A 15,380-nucleotide genomic window follows, 5' to 3' on the forward strand; every position below is an offset into this window, starting at 1 on the left:
GAAAGGGATTGCACGATAGATTGTCCTGTATGAGCTGCAAGTTGAGCCGCCAACTGTACAAGCCGTTTGGTCCTTCGTACATCCCCTAATTGTGCGCGCTGAAAAATGCTTTGTGCCCAGAGTGATGGTTCACTTAAAAACATGGTATGTGGTATCTGAAACAAAAGGTCAGGATCAGATCAGGGTAATTGAAAATGGTTCAAAAAAATCCCTCGGGGCAAACCGAGGGATTTGTGTAGAAGAGACAGATTTTTTAATGGGGTTTTATATTTTCCCCTTTAAAAATATAATCGCTTTTTGGGCTCTGCGTGATAAGGGCCATTCCGCACGGTGGATAAGCCAAATGGTGTCTACAACTTGGCTGCCACATTCCACAACATAGATATCTTCTTGTCGTTCAAAGGCTTTGCGGGCGTATTGCGGGATAACCGTAAATCCTAGCCCTTTTGCGACAGGTTCGAGAATGAGGCTGATTTGGTTGGTAAATCCCTTGCAGGGGATCTCTTGAATGCCGGGGTGAGTTGGATATTTACGGCTAAGCAGCCGAGTCGCCATGGCCTCACCATCGGGATGGGAGATAAACCCTAGCCGTTGTAAATCAGCCCATTCATGTTGTTTATGGTTTGCAGGTACCACAAGTTCAAGCGGCTCTTCGGTAAAATGTGTGCTGTGAATACGAGGATCGGAAGGTTTTAAGGTTACCATGCCGATTTCATGTTCATTGGCCAACACTGAGGCCACTATCTCACTGTCAGGTGCAAAACGGTGGCGAATGCTTAACGCCGGAAAGGCTTGTTGTAATTCGATTAATAGCGGAAAAAGCGTTAAACCAATGCTACCTGGAGTGATAAGGCTAATATCACCGACATTGGCATCATCATGGATCAGTTTCTGCTGTAAGCGCTTTTGCGCGCATTCAACTTCTTTGACGTAGGTCAGCAGGTTTTCCCCAATGGGAGTGATTTCAAGCTGGCGGGTGCGGCGTAAAAACAGTGTGCCGTAGGTTTCTTCTAAGCGACTGATATGCTGACTCACGGCCGCTTGGGTGATACCTATGGCTTCGGCGGTGCGGGTGAAATTGCCTTTCTCGACCAGAACGCTAAAGGTGTGTAACCATTGTGGATTTATCATAAGTAAAATTTATCAAATCTATAATCTGTATGTGCTTTTAATTATGGCACGATAAGACTAGTCTGTCGTCATTCAGTATTAAAATACCTTTTGATCTTAATAGACACAGGAAACACCATGGCCGATCTATTTTCATCCTTCAAACTTAAAGACATCACCCTCAAAAACCGTATTGCCGTTGCACCCATGTGCCAATACCAAGCCACAGATGGACTCATCAACGACTGGCATCAGGTACATTATACTAGCCTTGCCCGTGGCGGAGCGGGTCTTGTTGTGGTTGAAGCCACAGCGGTTTCTCCTGAAGGACGTATTACCCCCAAATGCCTTGGGTTATGGAATGACGAACAAGCCCAAGGCTTAGCAAAAGTGGCTAGTGCGATTAAAAATGCGGGTGCTGTTGCAGGCATTCAGATTGGTCATGCAGGCCGTAAAGCGAGTGCCAATATCCCGTGGGAAGGGGATGACCATATTGCCGATAATGACGCGCGAGGTTGGCAACCGATTGCACCATCAGCTGTCGCATTTGGCGCAAACTTACCTAAAGTGCCTACCGCTATGACGATTGAGGACATTGAGCGGGTTAAAGCCGACTTTGTGGCGGCGGCAAAGCGTGCTTTAGCGGCAGGATTTGAATGGTTAGAACTGCATTTCGCCCACGGTTATTTAGCGCAAAGCTTCTTTTCAACCTATGCCAATCAACGCACCGACCAATACGGTGGCAGTGCGGAAGGGCGCGGACGCTTTTTGTTAGAAACCATTGCCGCGGTAAGAGACGTTTGGCCATCGCATTTACCCTTAACGGCGCGATTTGGTGTGATTGAATTCGACCATAAAGATGAAGAAACACTGACGGAATCGATAGCCTTGGTGAAGCAATTTAAGCAAGCGGGGCTCGATATGCTGAACGTCAGCATTTGCTTCTCGACCCCAACGGCAAATATTCCATGGAGTCCGGCATTTTTGGCGCCTATTGCAGCGCGGGTTCGACAAGAAGTGGGGTTCCCTGTTGCGACGTCTTGGGGTATGGATGATCCACATCAAGCTAATGCGGCCATTGAAGATGAACAAATGGATTTAGTGATGATAGGTAAAGCGTTTTTAGCGAATCCACATTGGCCGTATCAAGCGGCGCAAACCTTGAAAATTGCGCGCCCATCTTGGGTATTACCCGCTTCCTACGCCCATTGGTTAGCACGCTACTCTACGGTTAAAGCCGATTGATTGTAGAGTGACTTGAGTTGATTTAAACCTAAGCCTTAAAAAGCCGTTATCTAAAGATAGCGGCTTTTGGCTTTAGTGGCAGGTAAGATCCATCATTAAGAGGCTAGCTACAAGAGACTAGCTACAAGAGACTAGCTACAAGAGACTAGCTACAAGAGACTAGCTTCAAGATACTGGCCACGCAGCTCTTCAACCCACACAGTTAAATCCAAGCTTCGTGCATTTCGTATTCATCCAGTCGCGAGGGAATAAAAAAGCCCCAATCCTGCGGGAATGGGGCTTTTTTAACTAAGATGATGAAGCTCAGTGGTTATAGAAACGTCGACCTTCACGCATCACTTCAATCAATTCAGGCGCGCTCATTTTTTTATTGAGCCTATGTTCATAGTTTTCATCGTAAATACGATATTTACCGTGGCGGTCAATCACTGTCACTTCTGCTTCTTGATAGATAGCAAAAATACGGCTATCACCTATATAGATCCACGTTTCTTTGTCAGGTTGTAATAGGCTGCGGCCAGCGCTGTAATCTGTCGTGTTATTGGTGCAACCTAGCACGTGGGTCATTAAAGTCGGCGCAATGCCGTAATGGCTGGTGCGGTATTTGACCTTAGAAGCACCCGTATTCGGCCAGTGGATCACTAATGGCACTTTGACACTCTGTGGTGACAGGTTGCGATTCGCTTCATCACTATTGCTGGTGAACATTTTGCCATTGACCCCAGTGATAATCACTAAGGTGTCGTTGGACACATTGGCCAGCATCGCCTTGAGTTGTTGATCGACAAAATACAGAGATTGGCGATATTGATTAAACAGTACTTTTTGTGCTGGCATCAGGTCGGTATTGGCTTTCACTGTTTCGATACCCAGAAAACCCACGGGAGTATCAAAATTTTCTGGCGCTTTTAAGTTAACGAGCGCCAACCAAGGTTTATGTTGGATGCTGTGCCACTCGTTAAAACTGGCCACTGTGTGCAAATCGGCATCGGCACTGCCATTGGTTTCTTTGGCTACGACAGGATTAAAGTCATTAAACATCGCTTGTGATGAACGCAAATTGAGATTGGTTTCAGGGAGGAAAAGCCCCAATTCATAGCCTGCTTGTTGAAAGCTTCTGGTCAGTAAAGGACTGGTGCTATTAAAAATTCGCGCATCGCCATAACTGCCTTGCAGGCCATAGAGTAGCGAAAACATGCCCGTTCTAAATTGGTTGCCGCCGCTGAAATGCTGGGTAAAAGATTGATTATTTTCAGTGTATTGGTGTAGGAATGGCATGCTTTTGCCATCGACCATATCCGCCCGTAAACTGTCGATGGTAATCATCAACACGTTGATTTTCGTGTCGGCTTGGCAGGTGAGTGGCTGCTCTGGATAACTGAGTACACTAGTGTTGTGATTGACGTCATCGCCTTGGTATGAACCATCGATACCGTGACTTTCCATAAAGGAGCGAGCTGTCGCGGGATAAGATAAAGGATAAGTATCGTCGAAACGGGTAATTTCGGTGATATCGGCGGCATCGGCCCAAATGTGGATCAAGTGGCTGCTGATAAAACAGATACACACTAAGGTGATAACTTTATTCCCTAAATTGAGTTTTTGAATTTTCTCTATGCGTTTCCACAAAAAATTGGCCATGGTCAGTTCAATGGCGATGATGGCCAACGGGGTGACGATATAAGAAGTACCACGGAGCAGGGCATTGAGATCCGCCCAAGCTAAATCGAAGGCAAAGGGGCTCAAGTGCATGCCATAATCGGCGTAAACAATGGTATCGTACAGTAAGATACAAAGACTTAGGGTCGCGATCACCGCCGCGACACCTCTTAATATCTTTGAATAGGGCAATATCAAGGTTAGTGGAAATAGGCAGATCAAATAGGCGATAAAGGCGAGAAAGCTAAACTGACCAATAGTGCTGACGCTCAGATAAAACCAGCCATACCAAGTTTCTGGATAACCCACGCTGCCAAGGTATCGGCTTCCGACTATCATGGCTAATAAGCCATTGAAGAAGGCGAACCAATGCCCCCAGTTGATGAGCCGGGAAACCCGATCGCGGCTCATTTGCTTTTTTCGCTCGACCATAGTGATCCGCTTATTCCTAAAAGGCCTTGTATCTTATATTCTTTTGATGATTATTACCCAGTTAACTTACTGGGATTTAACCGATTGTGCGAGTGCTTTTGCAAATTGTTCGGCCACGGCTTGGCGCGATTCGCTGGGCACTTTACGTTCTAGCAGGTTAGTCACGCAGTTACCCAATGCCATCAGGCTCAGGTCAGTCGGTGCTTTATGCTTTTCTAACACAGCCAATATTTCGGCGATTAATGATTCAACTTGGGTGTTTGAGTATTTCGATTGGATTGCCATAATCAAAAAATGTTTCACTTTGGAATGGATTAGCGGCATATAATAGCGGATTTATCCCAGTATCACTATCAGGGCTTATGAGTATTAACATCGAACACGCAATTATTCACGAGATTTCTCAGGACAGTCAGGGGCAATTACGCTGCCGTTTGCGTCCTCAACCTCTGCTGAACGGTCAGGCGGTCGAGGTGATGCTCGACGAGTTGCATCAGACATATACGGGAAAGGCCGGTAAAGGTTTTGGCTATTTTGGTATTCACGGCGACGACGGTGAGGCGAATCCTGCTTTTGCCAATGCGCTAACTCAATACCGTGGCGGCGATTTAGGGTTTGTGGAGTTTTCCGGTCAAGCCAGTAAATTGCTGCAAGAAGAATTGTCAAAGTACGACTTCAGTCAAGGCGGTTTCCTGTTGATGTCTTGCTATACCAGCATCACCAGCGATTATTTGTTTGTGGCTTTATTAAGTGCGAAGTCGTCAATGACAGTATTAGACGATATGGAACTGTCGCAAAATAACCACTTGGATTTAAATAACATCCAACTCGCGGCACGTATCGATTTAACCGAGTGGCAAGCCGATAAGGATTCTCGCAAGTATATCTCCTTTATCCGTGGCCGCGCGGGACGTAAAGTCGCCGACTTTTTCCTCGACTTTATGGGCTGTGTAGAAGGCGTCAACACTAAGGCGCAAAACAAAACCTTAATGAATGCGGTTGAAGATTTTGTTGCCAGTAGTGAGTTGACGAAAGACGAGCGTCAGCAGTGCCGTAATAAAGTGTTTGAATATTGCAGTGAGCGTTTCGATGAAGGCGCTGACATTGAGATCAAAGACTTGGCCGATGAGTTAGCCGATCAAGGTATGGACTCCTTCTATGATTTTGCCCGTGGCGGCAGTTATGATCTCGATGAAGAGTTTCCGGCCGATAAATCGACCCTGCGCCAATTGAAGAAGTTTTCTGGTACAGGTGGCGGCGTAACGTTAAGTTTTGATGGCGGCCACTTAGGTCAACGGGTGATTTACGATCCCATCTCGGACACGATTTTAATCAAAGGTGTGCCAGCAAACTTAAAAGATCAGCTTGATCGTCGTCTTAAAGGCGAATAGCACTTAATTAATCCATCGTTTTTAAGCGAAAGAATAACCAAAGGCCGAGAGTTTTTACTCTCGGCCTTTTTGCTAACTAAGTCGCGCTGACTTAGTGTCTATGCTAAGTGAGTACAGCTAAGTGAGTACTTCTTAGTCAGTGACTCGTCGCCTATGTTAATTATTGGAGCTAAATGGCACTGGACGTGGCGTATCTTTATTCGATGGTGGCAAAATAGGTAGCGTGATTTGCGGCTGATCGCCCGTTAAGGACTCAAGGAAGGCGACCATTTCTTTCACTTCTTGGTCAGAGAGTTTTTGCCCTAATTGAATGTCTGCCATGGTATTTACCGCTTCTTCCAAGGTCCAGACGCTGCCATCATGGAAGTAGGGGTAGGTGAGTTCAATATTGCGTAGTGTCGGCACTTTAAACACATATTTATCAGCTTCTTTACCTGTGACGCCCTTACGGCCTTCTGCTGGGTTATTGGTGTGGAACGGTTTGATGAGTCCCATTTTCATATACATGGTTCCACCAACTGCGGGGCCGTTATGGCAACTCACGCAACCTTTATCCTTGAAGAGTTGGTAACCCGCTTTGGCATTCGCGCTGATGGCATCTTGCTTGCCCAGAAGATATTGATCGAAGGGGCTATTAGGGGTAACTAAGGTTTTTTCAAAGGTGGCAATCGCATCGGTTAAACGGTCAATTGTGACTTTTTCATCGCCATAGACCTTGGCGAAGTGCGCTCGGTAGGCGGGCATAGAGGCGATAGTTTCAGTTGCGAGTTCATGGGTAAAGCCCATCTCTTTCGGGTTGGCGATAGGGCCCGCGGCTTGTTCTTTCAAATCACTGGCACGACCGTCCCAAAATTGAGCCAGCATAAAGTCGGCATTAAGCACTGTGGGCGAGTTAATTGGGCCTTCCTGCCAATGATGACCAATGGACGTTGGCAGAGCATCGACACCACCAGTGGATAAATTATGGCAAGAGTTACAAGAGATAAAGCCAGATTTAGACAGTCTGGGTTCGAAGAATAGCATTTTACCTAATTCAACTTTTTCAGGTTCGGTGATCTTGGCTGCTGTAATGACTTCGATGGGTTCTGCACTGATAGCATGGGTACTGGCTAACATACCTGCGATGAAAATGGCGATAGATGTAAGTTTGGTCATCTTATTTCTCCCTGTATAACCTTGGTTTTTGTATGGTTTAATAGGGATGCTAGCGGTTAATGATGCTGAGTGATAATGCTTTGTTTCGATTGGGTCTATCGCTGTTGCGGATTAAGCTTTTGCGATCTAATTCGCTGTTTTTACGTTGTTATTTTGCTAGGTTGAGTGGTATTTCTGTTAAGGCTTTATCTGTTAATCGGCAAGGTCGATGCATTGTTGCTTTCTGCCTATCGGTACCTGATGGTTGCAATGAGTTGCATTGCTGGATTTTCGAAAACCTGATACACACATCTGATACAAAATATTAGGCCGAGTGGATTCATTTGTCGCGACAACAGACGGAATTGATTAGAATCTCTGTTCATGTTGAGTTAACTCGTGTTGAGTGCCTCAAGTTAGCATGCTCGGCCATCGCCAAGCGGTGCTATAAAATTACATAGGCGGACTGTTTTTCTGCCGAGGAGCGTTAATGCAATTGTTTGTCAAAGATTTAACTGTGATCGATTTTTCCTATTTGTGCCCAAAGCGCGGCATGGTGGGGGAGAGTTGGATTGTTGATGTTCTGCTAGAGGGCGGATTAGACGAGCAAAACATGGTGCTCGATTTTGCTAAAGTCAAACGCACGATCAAGCAAACCATAGATGCGGTGGCTGATCATCGTTTATTAGTGCCTACGGCCTGCAGCAGTGTGCGATGGCAACAGCAGGGCGATAGAGTATGGATGGATTTTGATAGTCAGTTAGGTGAAATTCATTTAGCCTGTCCTTCCCAAGCCTTTGCCTTAGTGCCGACCGAAGAGATTGATATTCCCAGCGTGAATGCCTTTTTACAGAAAGCGTTGCGCGAAGCTTTACCTAAAAATGTCGAAGGGATCACGCTCACCTTGAGACACGAAATCCTCGATACGCCTTATTACCATTACAGCCATGGTTTACGTAAACACGATGGTAATTGTCAGCGTATCGCCCATGGGCATCGTAGTCCTATTCACGTTTATGAAAATGGCAGTCCAGTACCTAAGTGGGATGAGTATTGGGCCAAACGTTGGCACGATATTTATTTAGGCAGTGAAGAGGACTTGGTTTCAGTTAAGACCCTTAATCTTTCGCCGCAAACGCGGATAACCGATGACAGCCACTATGGCTTTCATTACCAAGCCCCTCAAGGGGATTTCCAATTGGCAATGCCAAAGGAATGCTGTGATTTAATTCCCCACGACACGACGGTTGAGTTGTTAGCCGATTATATTGCCACGACATTAGTCGCTAAAGTGCCAGGAAGTCAGTTTAAAGTGGTGGCGTTTGAAGGTGTTGGCAAGGGCGCGATTGTCGTTAAGGGATAGGCACTACGAGCTGATATAAGTGAATGGACTTAAACTATTCACCTTTTAATCACGGATTTAATAGGCCTCGGTAGATTATCGGGGCTTTTTTGTTTGTTTTTAGCATAGGCTGAACTGAGATTACGACAGGGATGTGGGTTTGCAGAATCGATTTTTATGGTGCGTTAGGTTAACGTGGCATTGATTGAATTCGGCTGCGTTTTGTGTCGCGATGAATGTATTGAGTGGGTCTTGATCCCTATTGCCCCTCGATAAGGATTTTTTGAAGATGTTGGAAACTAGGATATTGGAAACTAAGATGCTGGAAAATAATAAGATGTTGGGAAATAAAGTATCGCAATTTTTATCTCACGGTGGAGCCCCCCTAAGTTCAAATCCAGTGCGCTGCTTATCGGCATTATTCACTTTGGGCCTAGTGCTCATTGCGCCTCAGGTACAAGCTGAGGTGAGTTTACAGGGTAAGTTAGAGCAAGGCGCATTAATGCGGGGTCAAGCGCCAGCGGGCACTCAGATTAGCTTAAATGGTGAAGCCATCAAGGTCACGCCTGACGGTCATTTTGCCTTTGGTTTTGATCGCGACGGTGAATTGAGCCAGCAGCTAACCTTGGTTTATCCCGATGGTTTGACTGAGGTTAAGCCTTTAACCTTAACCAAGCGAGAGTACGATATTCAAAGTGTAAAGGGCATTAGCTCGAAGATTATGAAGCCTGATCCTGTCGCGCAGGAAAGAGCGGCGAAAGACACGGCGCAGGTGAAAGCGGCGCGGGCAACATTTAGCGAGCAAACGGCCTTTTTACAGGAGTTTATTTGGCCGCTGACGGGGCGTATTTCAGGGGTTTATGGTAGCCAACGTATTTATAACGATGTACCCGGTAATCCACACTTTGGGGTGGATGTGGCGGCGAAAACCGGCACTGTAGTGGTCGCCCCTGCCGATGGTGTTATTAGTCTTTCTGTGCCTGACATGTTTTATTCGGGCGGTACTATGGTGATCGACCATGGTTATGGCGTGAGTTCGAGTTTTTTGCACTTAAGTAAATTGTACGTCAACGCGGGTGAAGCGGTTAAGCAAGGCCAAGCTGTTGCAGAGGTGGGCGCAACAGGCCGTGCAAATGGCCCACACTTAGATTGGCGAGTGAACTGGTATCAAATGCGCCTCGACCCTACAACCATAGTGCCGCCAATGGCAACAGTGCTAGCGAATGAGAAAGCCAACAAAGCGGCCAAAAAGGGCTAGGTTTGATATCCAGTTCTGGCTCACTTAAATGGCGCAATAATGCGCCATTTAATGGTGATCCTTATCGTGAACACTTAGCGAGTTGGCTTCTTTCTAGGCTAGCTTCAAATGTCCGCTTGCCAATAATCATTTTTAACCGAGTCGTCTAAAAAGACTATTTCAACAGTGGATGATCAGCAGGCAACTGGCGGGTGATCCATAAAATCAGTTTGTGTTTCATGTTTGGCCCATCTTCTTTATCTTTGGCCAGTGGCTGGATTAAGTTGTCGGTGACCAATAAACGATAAATGCATTCCACTTTGTCTTTGGGTGAGATGCCTTTGTCAAAGTCTGCATATCCGCGTTTTTTGGCATAGCCCACGCCGATTTCCATGGCGAACTTCAATATTTGTGCTTCGTTCTTGTGTGGCTTCATTGGCGATCCTCTGTTTGCACATAGCATCCATCTAGTGGACACGATAATTTGTGCCTGATGGCATCTGCGAGTTATATGTCCTAAGTTACGCTAAATATGCTGTTTTTTAGATTTAATTTTGGCGATTTTTGACAAAACCACCAAAAAACTGGCCTAAAAATAACGAGAATATTGAATCTGATTAAATTGTCATCAACTCAGATGTTAACTCAGTTACTGTCGTAGGTTTTAGCTAAGGCAAGTGCCGATGAAAATCTAAGCTCAGTTTTATCTGCCTGAGTTTAAGTCTGACTTAACATTCGGATACTTGTTCGCTCGCGATGACCGCTTTTATGCCATGGGGATGCACTTTAATGCACACATTGCCGCGTTTAAAGGCGATAGTTGGATTGGCTAAACGTTCTTTATCGCCTTTGGGCGAGCTCATTTTGACTTTAATCTCAGCAAGGGATGGCAAGTCTGGTAATCTTGACTGCTCTGATTCAGCTGTCTGCTCAGATTGCGGCAATGGACTCAGTCCTAGGTTGAGTAAAGGGTGGAGTGTTGGACATAAGACCAGTAAATCTTGGCTTAAGGTATCGCAATCTTTGGCTTTAGAATCAATAACTAATTCTATGTGCTCCCAGCCTTCCTGTGGATAGACTTTGTCGCTGGGGTAGGGAAGCTCGACGCAGGCAATGCTAAATTGACCGAGTGTGAGTGGCGTGTCTAGCTCGATGATCAGAATCGTACGGCCATTGATGATGTTGTCTGAAATGATTTTTCCTATGCGGCTAAAGGCGTCGCGCAGGGCATCGGCACTGGCGATGGAATTGACGCGCAGCGCGACATGGTCGCAAACCAGTGCTTTATCTGCTAAGTCTAAGGTTTCAAGCAAGGCTAAAATCTGTGCTTCGAAGGCTGGCCAGCCTTGGATTAATTGCTCATAGCTGAGGTTTGCACTGTGCGGCGCAACAGGCTCGTTGAATTTAGGCATAAATACTCCAAGGCATTTCTATTGGCGTTAGTTTTATCCCTTAAGTAAATGACTGAGACGATTACAACTAACATCATGCTTTTAATGGTTAAATAAAAACGCCCATTAAGCTGGGCGTGTTTGATATCGTTCAATTATCTATTTGGCATTTTGCCATCTGGATATTGGCTAAGGTTACGGCCAAATCTCAATTGGTGTTCCTTCATCGACCACTTTCCACACTTCATCCATTTCGGCGTTGGTAATCGCGATACAGCCGTCAGTCCAGTTGTATTGCTGGGCTTGTTCTGGCGGCAGTGACGACTTAGGGTTTTGGCCGTGGATCATGATCATGCCTCCGGGTCTAATGCCTAAGGCTTTGGCTCTGAGTTTATCCTCTTCATTAGGATAGGAAATATGGATCGATTTATAATAAGCACTATCTGGCTTTTTATAATCTAGGGTATAACGCCCCTGTGGTGTGCGTTGATCGCCTTCCTTTAATTTGTGTCCAGCGGGTAGGTCACCCATGGCGATGCGATATTGTTTGAGCACTTTGCCATCGCGTAATAAAGCCATACTGGATTCGGATTTAGTGATCACCACCAGATCCACTTTACCCATGCCAGAGGCATGTAATTCGGGTGAAACGAGAGCCGCGATAGTCACAGTGAGAGATGTCAATGTGGAAAGTAGGGTGGCGCGCATGAAGTCCTCGAAAATAAACACAGGTTGTTGGCTTTTTTCGGCATCATACCGCAATTTTATCTTACTGTGAGTAGATAATTTTGAGCTAGGTGCAATTGCATGGCAGACTCGTGGCATATTTATGCTGTAATCCCTGTGTTAGTCAGTTTGTTGCAAGGAAGTAAAAGTTTGTATGTCTGAGAATATCGAATCCGAAAGTCCGTTAAAACGTCAATTACGTACCATTATTTTTGGCACTGATACTCCCGCTGGCCGCTATTTTGATATCGCCCTCATGGTGTGTATTGTGTTGAGTGTCGGCTTAGTGTTCCTCGACACAGTAGAGATATTCCATCGCGAATACGGCCAGCTTATTTCTGTGTTGGAATGGGTATTTACCATTATTTTTACGATTGAATATGGCCTACGTTTGTACTGCGCGACTCATCCTGTGTTATATGCTCGCAGCTTTTATGGTTTAGTGGATTTGTTATCGGTATTGCCAAGTTATCTGGCGTTGCTGATCCCTGGTGCTAACTTTACCTTAGTCATCCGGATACTTAGGCTGTTTAGGATTTTCCGCGTACTCAAATTACTGCGCTATTTAAGTGAAGGAAATGTGCTGCTTAGGGCGATGATGCAGTCGAGTCGTAAGGTTTTTTTGTTTTTCTTCTCGGTCAGTTTGATCGTTATGGTACTGAGTTCAGTAATGTATGTGGTTGAAGGGCCTGATAATGGTTTTAGTTCAATCCCTAAATCTGTGTACTGGACAATTGTGACTATTACTACAGTTGGTTACGGCGACATTACCCCGAAAACCGGATTAGGTCAGGCGATTGCGGCTTTTACTATGCTAATTGGTTACTCGATTATCGCAATCCCAACGGGGATTTTAACCGCCGAGATATCCCAAGAAGTAGGGCGTCATCGAGATTTACGCTCGTGTAATCAATGCCATAAGACAGGTCATGATATTGATGCCATGTATTGTAGTCGTTGTGGATGTGAGTTAGATAGCTTGGATGTGCCCGTTGATAAAGGCGTTTCATGATGACTTCGGCGAACACTTTTTATTTTTTGTAGGTAAAAGACACGTATGACGCAAGCCAAGTTTGTTGAAGGCCCCATATTACGCCATATCTTAGTGATGAGTTCGACCGCCGCGGTAGGGATTTCTGCCTTATTTGTCGTGGATTTACTGGATATCTTTTTCCTGAGCCTATTGGGAGAGCATGAACTCGCGGCGGCTGTGGGCTATGCGGGGAGTATTTCGTTTTTTACCACATCGATTGGAATTGGTTTATCGATTGCATTAGGGGCTTTAGTGTCTTGCTCGATTGGCGCAAAAGAGGTGGTGTTGGCAAAGCGCTTATTACTCAATAGCGCGGTTGTGACGACACTGATCAGTGTGCTGGTGGCGGCAGTGGTCACCACCTTCATTCCTGAGCTAGTTGCCTTAGTAGGCGCGAGTGGTCATACGGCAGAACTTGCTGCGAGCTATTTGTATATTCTCGTGCCTTCCTTGCCCTTTATTTGTCTTGCGATGGCGCTCGGCGGGGCTTTGCGCGCTGTGGGTGATGCAAAGTTATCTATGATGTCGACCTTAGCGGGGGGCGGCGTTAATGCGGTACTCGATCCGATTTTTATCTTCATGTTCGCCATGGGGATTGAAGGCGCTGCATTGGCATCCGTTTTAGCGCGGGTGGCGGTATTTGTGATTGCCGCTCGCGGTGTGGTGGTTAAGCATAAATTGTTAGGCCATTTCGATAAGGCACATTTTATCGCCGATCTTAAGCCCATCTTTGCCATTGCAGGCCCTGCGATGTTAACCAATGTGGCAACTCCCATCGGAAATGCCTTTGTGACCCGAGCGATCGCCGATTTCGGTGATGCTTATGTGGCAGGCTGGGCAGTATTGGGGCGTTTAATCCCTGTGGCTTTTGGGATGATCTTTGCACTCTCTGGCGCGATTGGACCTATTGTTGGGCAAAACTTTGGCGCAGGTCAGTTTGACCGAGTACGTGAGAGTTTAACGCGAGCGATTCAGTTTTGTACTGTGTATGTGCTGGTAATGTCTTTGCTGCTGTTTATGCTTAAGTCACATTTGGTCAGTGTGTTTGATATGAAGGGCGATAGTGCTGATCTTATTCACTTTTTCTGCAGTTATATCGCGGTATTCTTTATCTTTTCGGGGATTTTATTCGTGGCGAATGCGTCCTTTAATAACCTTGGCAAGGCCAAATATTCCACGCTATTTAACGTAGGTAAAGCCACTTTAGGCACAGTGCCCTTTGTGTATTTTGGTGCACTTTGGGGCGGGGTTTACGGTGTATTGATTGGGCAAATTTTAGGGTCTATTTTGTTTGGCACATTAGGTGTATGGGTTGCCTATCGTTTAGTGGATAAAGTGGCGGCGCAGGCACAGTTTTCAGCTGCGCCTAATCTTGATGCTGCGAATGCTATCCCCCGCAATGTCGTACTGAGTGAGGAAGAGGAAATCGCTAATTGTGTTGCACAGAACTTACCGAGTGCGACCAATCCGCTTTCATCCTCTTGCGTGCAGATGGCGCAATTAACGGAGGAGCAAGAGAATGAGCCCGTATTACCCTATTTAGACGAGGGGAAAAAGCCTAATTGACGTTATGTGGCTTAGCTGTGCCGTGTAGAAGCAGTGGGCAAGAACGCAGATAAAAATGAGCTCTTAATAATGAGGAGCAGTCAGAAAGCTGCTAATGATAGGAATGCTGAAAAACAAAATGCCACAAGATTGCTTGTGGCATTTTGTTTGAAACGGCGTTTGCACTTCATTTAGTTAAGTTAACAATGCCAAAATACGCCGCTAAAAGACTATTCTGCTGAGCTTCTTATTCTTCAATACTTGGCGTGTCTTGTTGGCCTTCGACTTGTTCAGTCGCAGCTTCTGATGCCGCCATTTTTGCGCGATCAGCCTTAGAGATGTAACCTGATTTTGCAGGTGAGCCGATAGTCACTGGGTCGACTTTATTCAGTCTGGCCTTAGCGCGTTTAGCTATTTTCTTGATGATCTTTTGTTTCTTGTTCATGACGTCTCTAATTTCGTTTCGCACCCGCTACGCGCAGGAATATGAGGCCAAGGGCTCAATTGAGGCGGGATTCTAACTCAATCTGAGCGAACTGACCATGTTTTGCTGAATTTTGTCGAAAACAACGGCTACTCTTTGAGAACTAGTTTTGCTAAATGGCGTTAGCATAACAATTTGACTTAAACGGCGCTGTTAGTATTTCACACGACAAATGCTGCAAATTCTGCGGTGTAGACTGTCAGTGTGGATCAAAAGCCATTATATTGCCTAGCATTATGAGTTTGAATAATTGACTCTACTGTTATTTTATTGCTCATATCCTGAGTTGAGGAAGATGTGTGTTATTAACTAAAATCACTTTTTTTGAGCGCTTTGAGCACGATATATTAAGTGGCACTAAAACCATTACATTGCGTGATGAAACGGAATCCCATGTGATTGCAGGTCAAACACTTCCCGTTTCAACCTTCGAAACCGACCGCTGGTTTTGTGATATCTATATTATTGATGTCGTGCCAGTGACCTTAACTGAGCTCTCAGACATTCATGCTAAGCAAGAGAATATGACGTTGCCGCAGCTACGTGATGTGATTGCAGAAATTTATCCCGGTCTTGAGCAATTGTTTATGATCCAGTTTAGGGTTTTACCGCAGTAAAAGTATAGAGCGTAATTCGTAAAAGAAAAAAGGC

Annotated in this window: 16 protein-coding genes; 7 read left to right on the forward strand and 9 right to left on the reverse strand. The window is 45.6% G+C overall.

The genetic code is table 11. The annotated features are described in order from the left end of the window. On the reverse strand, window positions 1–143 hold a 143-nt coding region (locus tag L5M18_RS03515; protein WP_263196006.1), incomplete at its 3' end, for a transposase. Window positions 144–264: 121 nt separating this feature from the next. After that, a complete protein-coding gene (locus L5M18_RS03520) occupies window positions 265–1,131 on the reverse strand; it encodes a LysR family transcriptional regulator (RefSeq protein ID WP_263195959.1) in 867 nt (288 codons plus the stop codon). A gap of 117 nt (window positions 1,132–1,248) precedes the next feature. Between L5M18_RS03520 and L5M18_RS03525 the strand changes: the two genes are divergently transcribed. After that, on the forward strand, window positions 1,249–2,355 hold the full coding sequence (locus L5M18_RS03525; RefSeq protein WP_263195960.1) for an NADH:flavin oxidoreductase/NADH oxidase: 1,107 nt from the start codon (window positions 1,249–1,251) through the stop codon (window positions 2,353–2,355). A gap of 303 nt (window positions 2,356–2,658) precedes the next feature. On the opposite strand, the gene L5M18_RS03530 is transcribed toward L5M18_RS03525, so the two are convergent. Next, window positions 2,659–4,446 carry a DUF3413 domain-containing protein gene (locus L5M18_RS03530; protein ID WP_263195961.1) on the reverse strand — a complete coding sequence of 596 codons (1,788 nt, stop codon included), beginning with the start codon at window positions 4,444–4,446 and terminating at the stop codon, window positions 2,659–2,661. Window positions 4,447–4,512: 66 nt separating this feature from the next. Beyond that, window positions 4,513–4,731, reverse strand: a complete 219-nt coding sequence (locus L5M18_RS03535) for a YejL family protein (RefSeq protein WP_011847036.1) — start codon at window positions 4,729–4,731, stop codon at window positions 4,513–4,515. 77 nt (window positions 4,732–4,808) lie between these two features. Between L5M18_RS03535 and yejK the strand changes: the two genes are divergently transcribed. Next, a complete protein-coding gene (yejK, locus tag L5M18_RS03540; protein ID WP_006081997.1) occupies window positions 4,809–5,837 on the forward strand; it encodes a nucleoid-associated protein YejK in 1,029 nt (342 codons plus the stop codon). Between the two features lie 156 nt (window positions 5,838–5,993). Here yejK and L5M18_RS03545 read toward each other — a convergent pair whose 3' ends face one another. Beyond that, window positions 5,994–6,992, reverse strand: coding sequence for a cytochrome-c peroxidase (locus tag L5M18_RS03545; protein ID WP_028759686.1), 999 nt, complete (start codon window positions 6,990–6,992; stop codon window positions 5,994–5,996). A gap of 469 nt (window positions 6,993–7,461) precedes the next feature. Here L5M18_RS03545 and L5M18_RS03550 point away from each other — a divergent pair, with 469 nt between their 5' ends. Both L5M18_RS03550 and L5M18_RS03555 read left to right on the forward strand, forming a co-directional pair. Continuing rightward, entirely contained in the window at window positions 7,462–8,334 is an 873-nt protein-coding gene (locus L5M18_RS03550; protein ID WP_263195962.1) for a 6-carboxytetrahydropterin synthase, read from the forward strand. Window positions 8,335–8,632: 298 nt separating this feature from the next. Further along, window positions 8,633–9,571, forward strand: coding sequence for a M23 family metallopeptidase (locus L5M18_RS03555; RefSeq protein ID WP_411569169.1), 939 nt, complete (start codon window positions 8,633–8,635; stop codon window positions 9,569–9,571). Window positions 9,572–9,725: 154 nt separating this feature from the next. Here the strand turns inward: L5M18_RS03555 and L5M18_RS03560 are convergent, their stop codons facing one another. The 3 genes from L5M18_RS03560 to L5M18_RS03570 form a co-directional block, all read right to left on the reverse strand. Continuing rightward, window positions 9,726–9,986, reverse strand: coding sequence for a DUF5062 family protein (locus L5M18_RS03560; protein WP_006081993.1), 261 nt, complete (start codon window positions 9,984–9,986; stop codon window positions 9,726–9,728). A gap of 292 nt (window positions 9,987–10,278) precedes the next feature. After that, window positions 10,279–10,962 (reverse strand): VOC family protein, encoded by a 684-nt coding sequence (locus L5M18_RS03565; RefSeq protein ID WP_263195963.1) that lies wholly within the window; start codon window positions 10,960–10,962, stop codon window positions 10,279–10,281. Between the two features lie 174 nt (window positions 10,963–11,136). Further along, window positions 11,137–11,649 (reverse strand): murein L,D-transpeptidase family protein, encoded by a 513-nt coding sequence (locus L5M18_RS03570; protein WP_028759690.1) that lies wholly within the window; start codon window positions 11,647–11,649, stop codon window positions 11,137–11,139. A gap of 172 nt (window positions 11,650–11,821) precedes the next feature. On the opposite strand from L5M18_RS03570, the gene L5M18_RS03575 reads away from it, so the two are divergent. Beyond that, complete coding sequence (locus tag L5M18_RS03575) at window positions 11,822–12,679, forward strand: ion transporter (RefSeq protein ID WP_028759691.1); 858 nt, start codon at window positions 11,822–11,824, stop codon at window positions 12,677–12,679. A 45-nt stretch (window positions 12,680–12,724) separates the two neighbouring features. Beyond that, entirely contained in the window at window positions 12,725–14,266 is a 1,542-nt protein-coding gene (locus tag L5M18_RS03580) for an MATE family efflux transporter (RefSeq protein ID WP_263195964.1), read from the forward strand. Window positions 14,267–14,492: 226 nt separating this feature from the next. Here L5M18_RS03580 and L5M18_RS03585 read toward each other — a convergent pair whose 3' ends face one another. Continuing rightward, window positions 14,493–14,690 carry a DUF2986 domain-containing protein gene (locus L5M18_RS03585; protein WP_028759693.1) on the reverse strand — a complete coding sequence of 66 codons (198 nt, stop codon included), beginning with the start codon at window positions 14,688–14,690 and terminating at the stop codon, window positions 14,493–14,495. A 338-nt stretch (window positions 14,691–15,028) separates the two neighbouring features. On the opposite strand from L5M18_RS03585, the gene yqfB reads away from it, so the two are divergent. Further along, the gene (gene yqfB / locus L5M18_RS03590; RefSeq protein WP_173496818.1) at window positions 15,029–15,346 is read left to right on the forward strand and encodes a N(4)-acetylcytidine aminohydrolase; all 318 of its coding nucleotides are present in this window, start codon (window positions 15,029–15,031) and stop codon (window positions 15,344–15,346) included. The last annotated feature ends 34 nt before the right edge of the window (window positions 15,347–15,380 follow it).

Origin of the sequence: Shewanella sp. SM20, assembly GCF_025654545.1 — a bacterium.
In the GTDB taxonomy this organism is placed as follows: domain Bacteria; phylum Pseudomonadota; class Gammaproteobacteria; order Enterobacterales; family Shewanellaceae; genus Shewanella; species Shewanella oncorhynchi.

What these genes read in the sequence shown, in the direction of transcription:
- L5M18_RS03520 (WP_263195959.1), bottom strand. Translation starts at nt 1,131, where the DNA reads ATGATAAATCCACAATGGTTACACACCTTTAGCGTTCTGGTCGAGAAA.
- L5M18_RS03525 (WP_263195960.1), top strand. Translation starts at nt 1,249, where the DNA reads ATGGCCGATCTATTTTCATCCTTCAAACTTAAAGACATCACCCTCAAA.
- L5M18_RS03530 (WP_263195961.1), bottom strand. Translation starts at nt 4,446, where the DNA reads ATGGTCGAGCGAAAAAAGCAAATGAGCCGCGATCGGGTTTCCCGGCTC.
- L5M18_RS03535 (WP_011847036.1), bottom strand. Translation starts at nt 4,731, where the DNA reads ATGGCAATCCAATCGAAATACTCAAACACCCAAGTTGAATCATTAATC.
- yejK (WP_006081997.1), top strand. Translation starts at nt 4,809, where the DNA reads ATGAGTATTAACATCGAACACGCAATTATTCACGAGATTTCTCAGGAC.
- L5M18_RS03545 (WP_028759686.1), bottom strand. Translation starts at nt 6,992, where the DNA reads ATGACCAAACTTACATCTATCGCCATTTTCATCGCAGGTATGTTAGCC.
- L5M18_RS03550 (WP_263195962.1), top strand. Translation starts at nt 7,462, where the DNA reads ATGCAATTGTTTGTCAAAGATTTAACTGTGATCGATTTTTCCTATTTG.
- L5M18_RS03555 (WP_411569169.1), top strand. Translation starts at nt 8,633, where the DNA reads ATGCTGGAAAATAATAAGATGTTGGGAAATAAAGTATCGCAATTTTTA.
- L5M18_RS03560 (WP_006081993.1), bottom strand. Translation starts at nt 9,986, where the DNA reads ATGAAGCCACACAAGAACGAAGCACAAATATTGAAGTTCGCCATGGAA.
- L5M18_RS03565 (WP_263195963.1), bottom strand. Translation starts at nt 10,962, where the DNA reads ATGCCTAAATTCAACGAGCCTGTTGCGCCGCACAGTGCAAACCTCAGC.
- L5M18_RS03570 (WP_028759690.1), bottom strand. Translation starts at nt 11,649, where the DNA reads ATGCGCGCCACCCTACTTTCCACATTGACATCTCTCACTGTGACTATC.
- L5M18_RS03575 (WP_028759691.1), top strand. Translation starts at nt 11,822, where the DNA reads ATGTCTGAGAATATCGAATCCGAAAGTCCGTTAAAACGTCAATTACGT.
- L5M18_RS03580 (WP_263195964.1), top strand. Translation starts at nt 12,725, where the DNA reads ATGACGCAAGCCAAGTTTGTTGAAGGCCCCATATTACGCCATATCTTA.
- L5M18_RS03585 (WP_028759693.1), bottom strand. Translation starts at nt 14,690, where the DNA reads ATGAACAAGAAACAAAAGATCATCAAGAAAATAGCTAAACGCGCTAAG.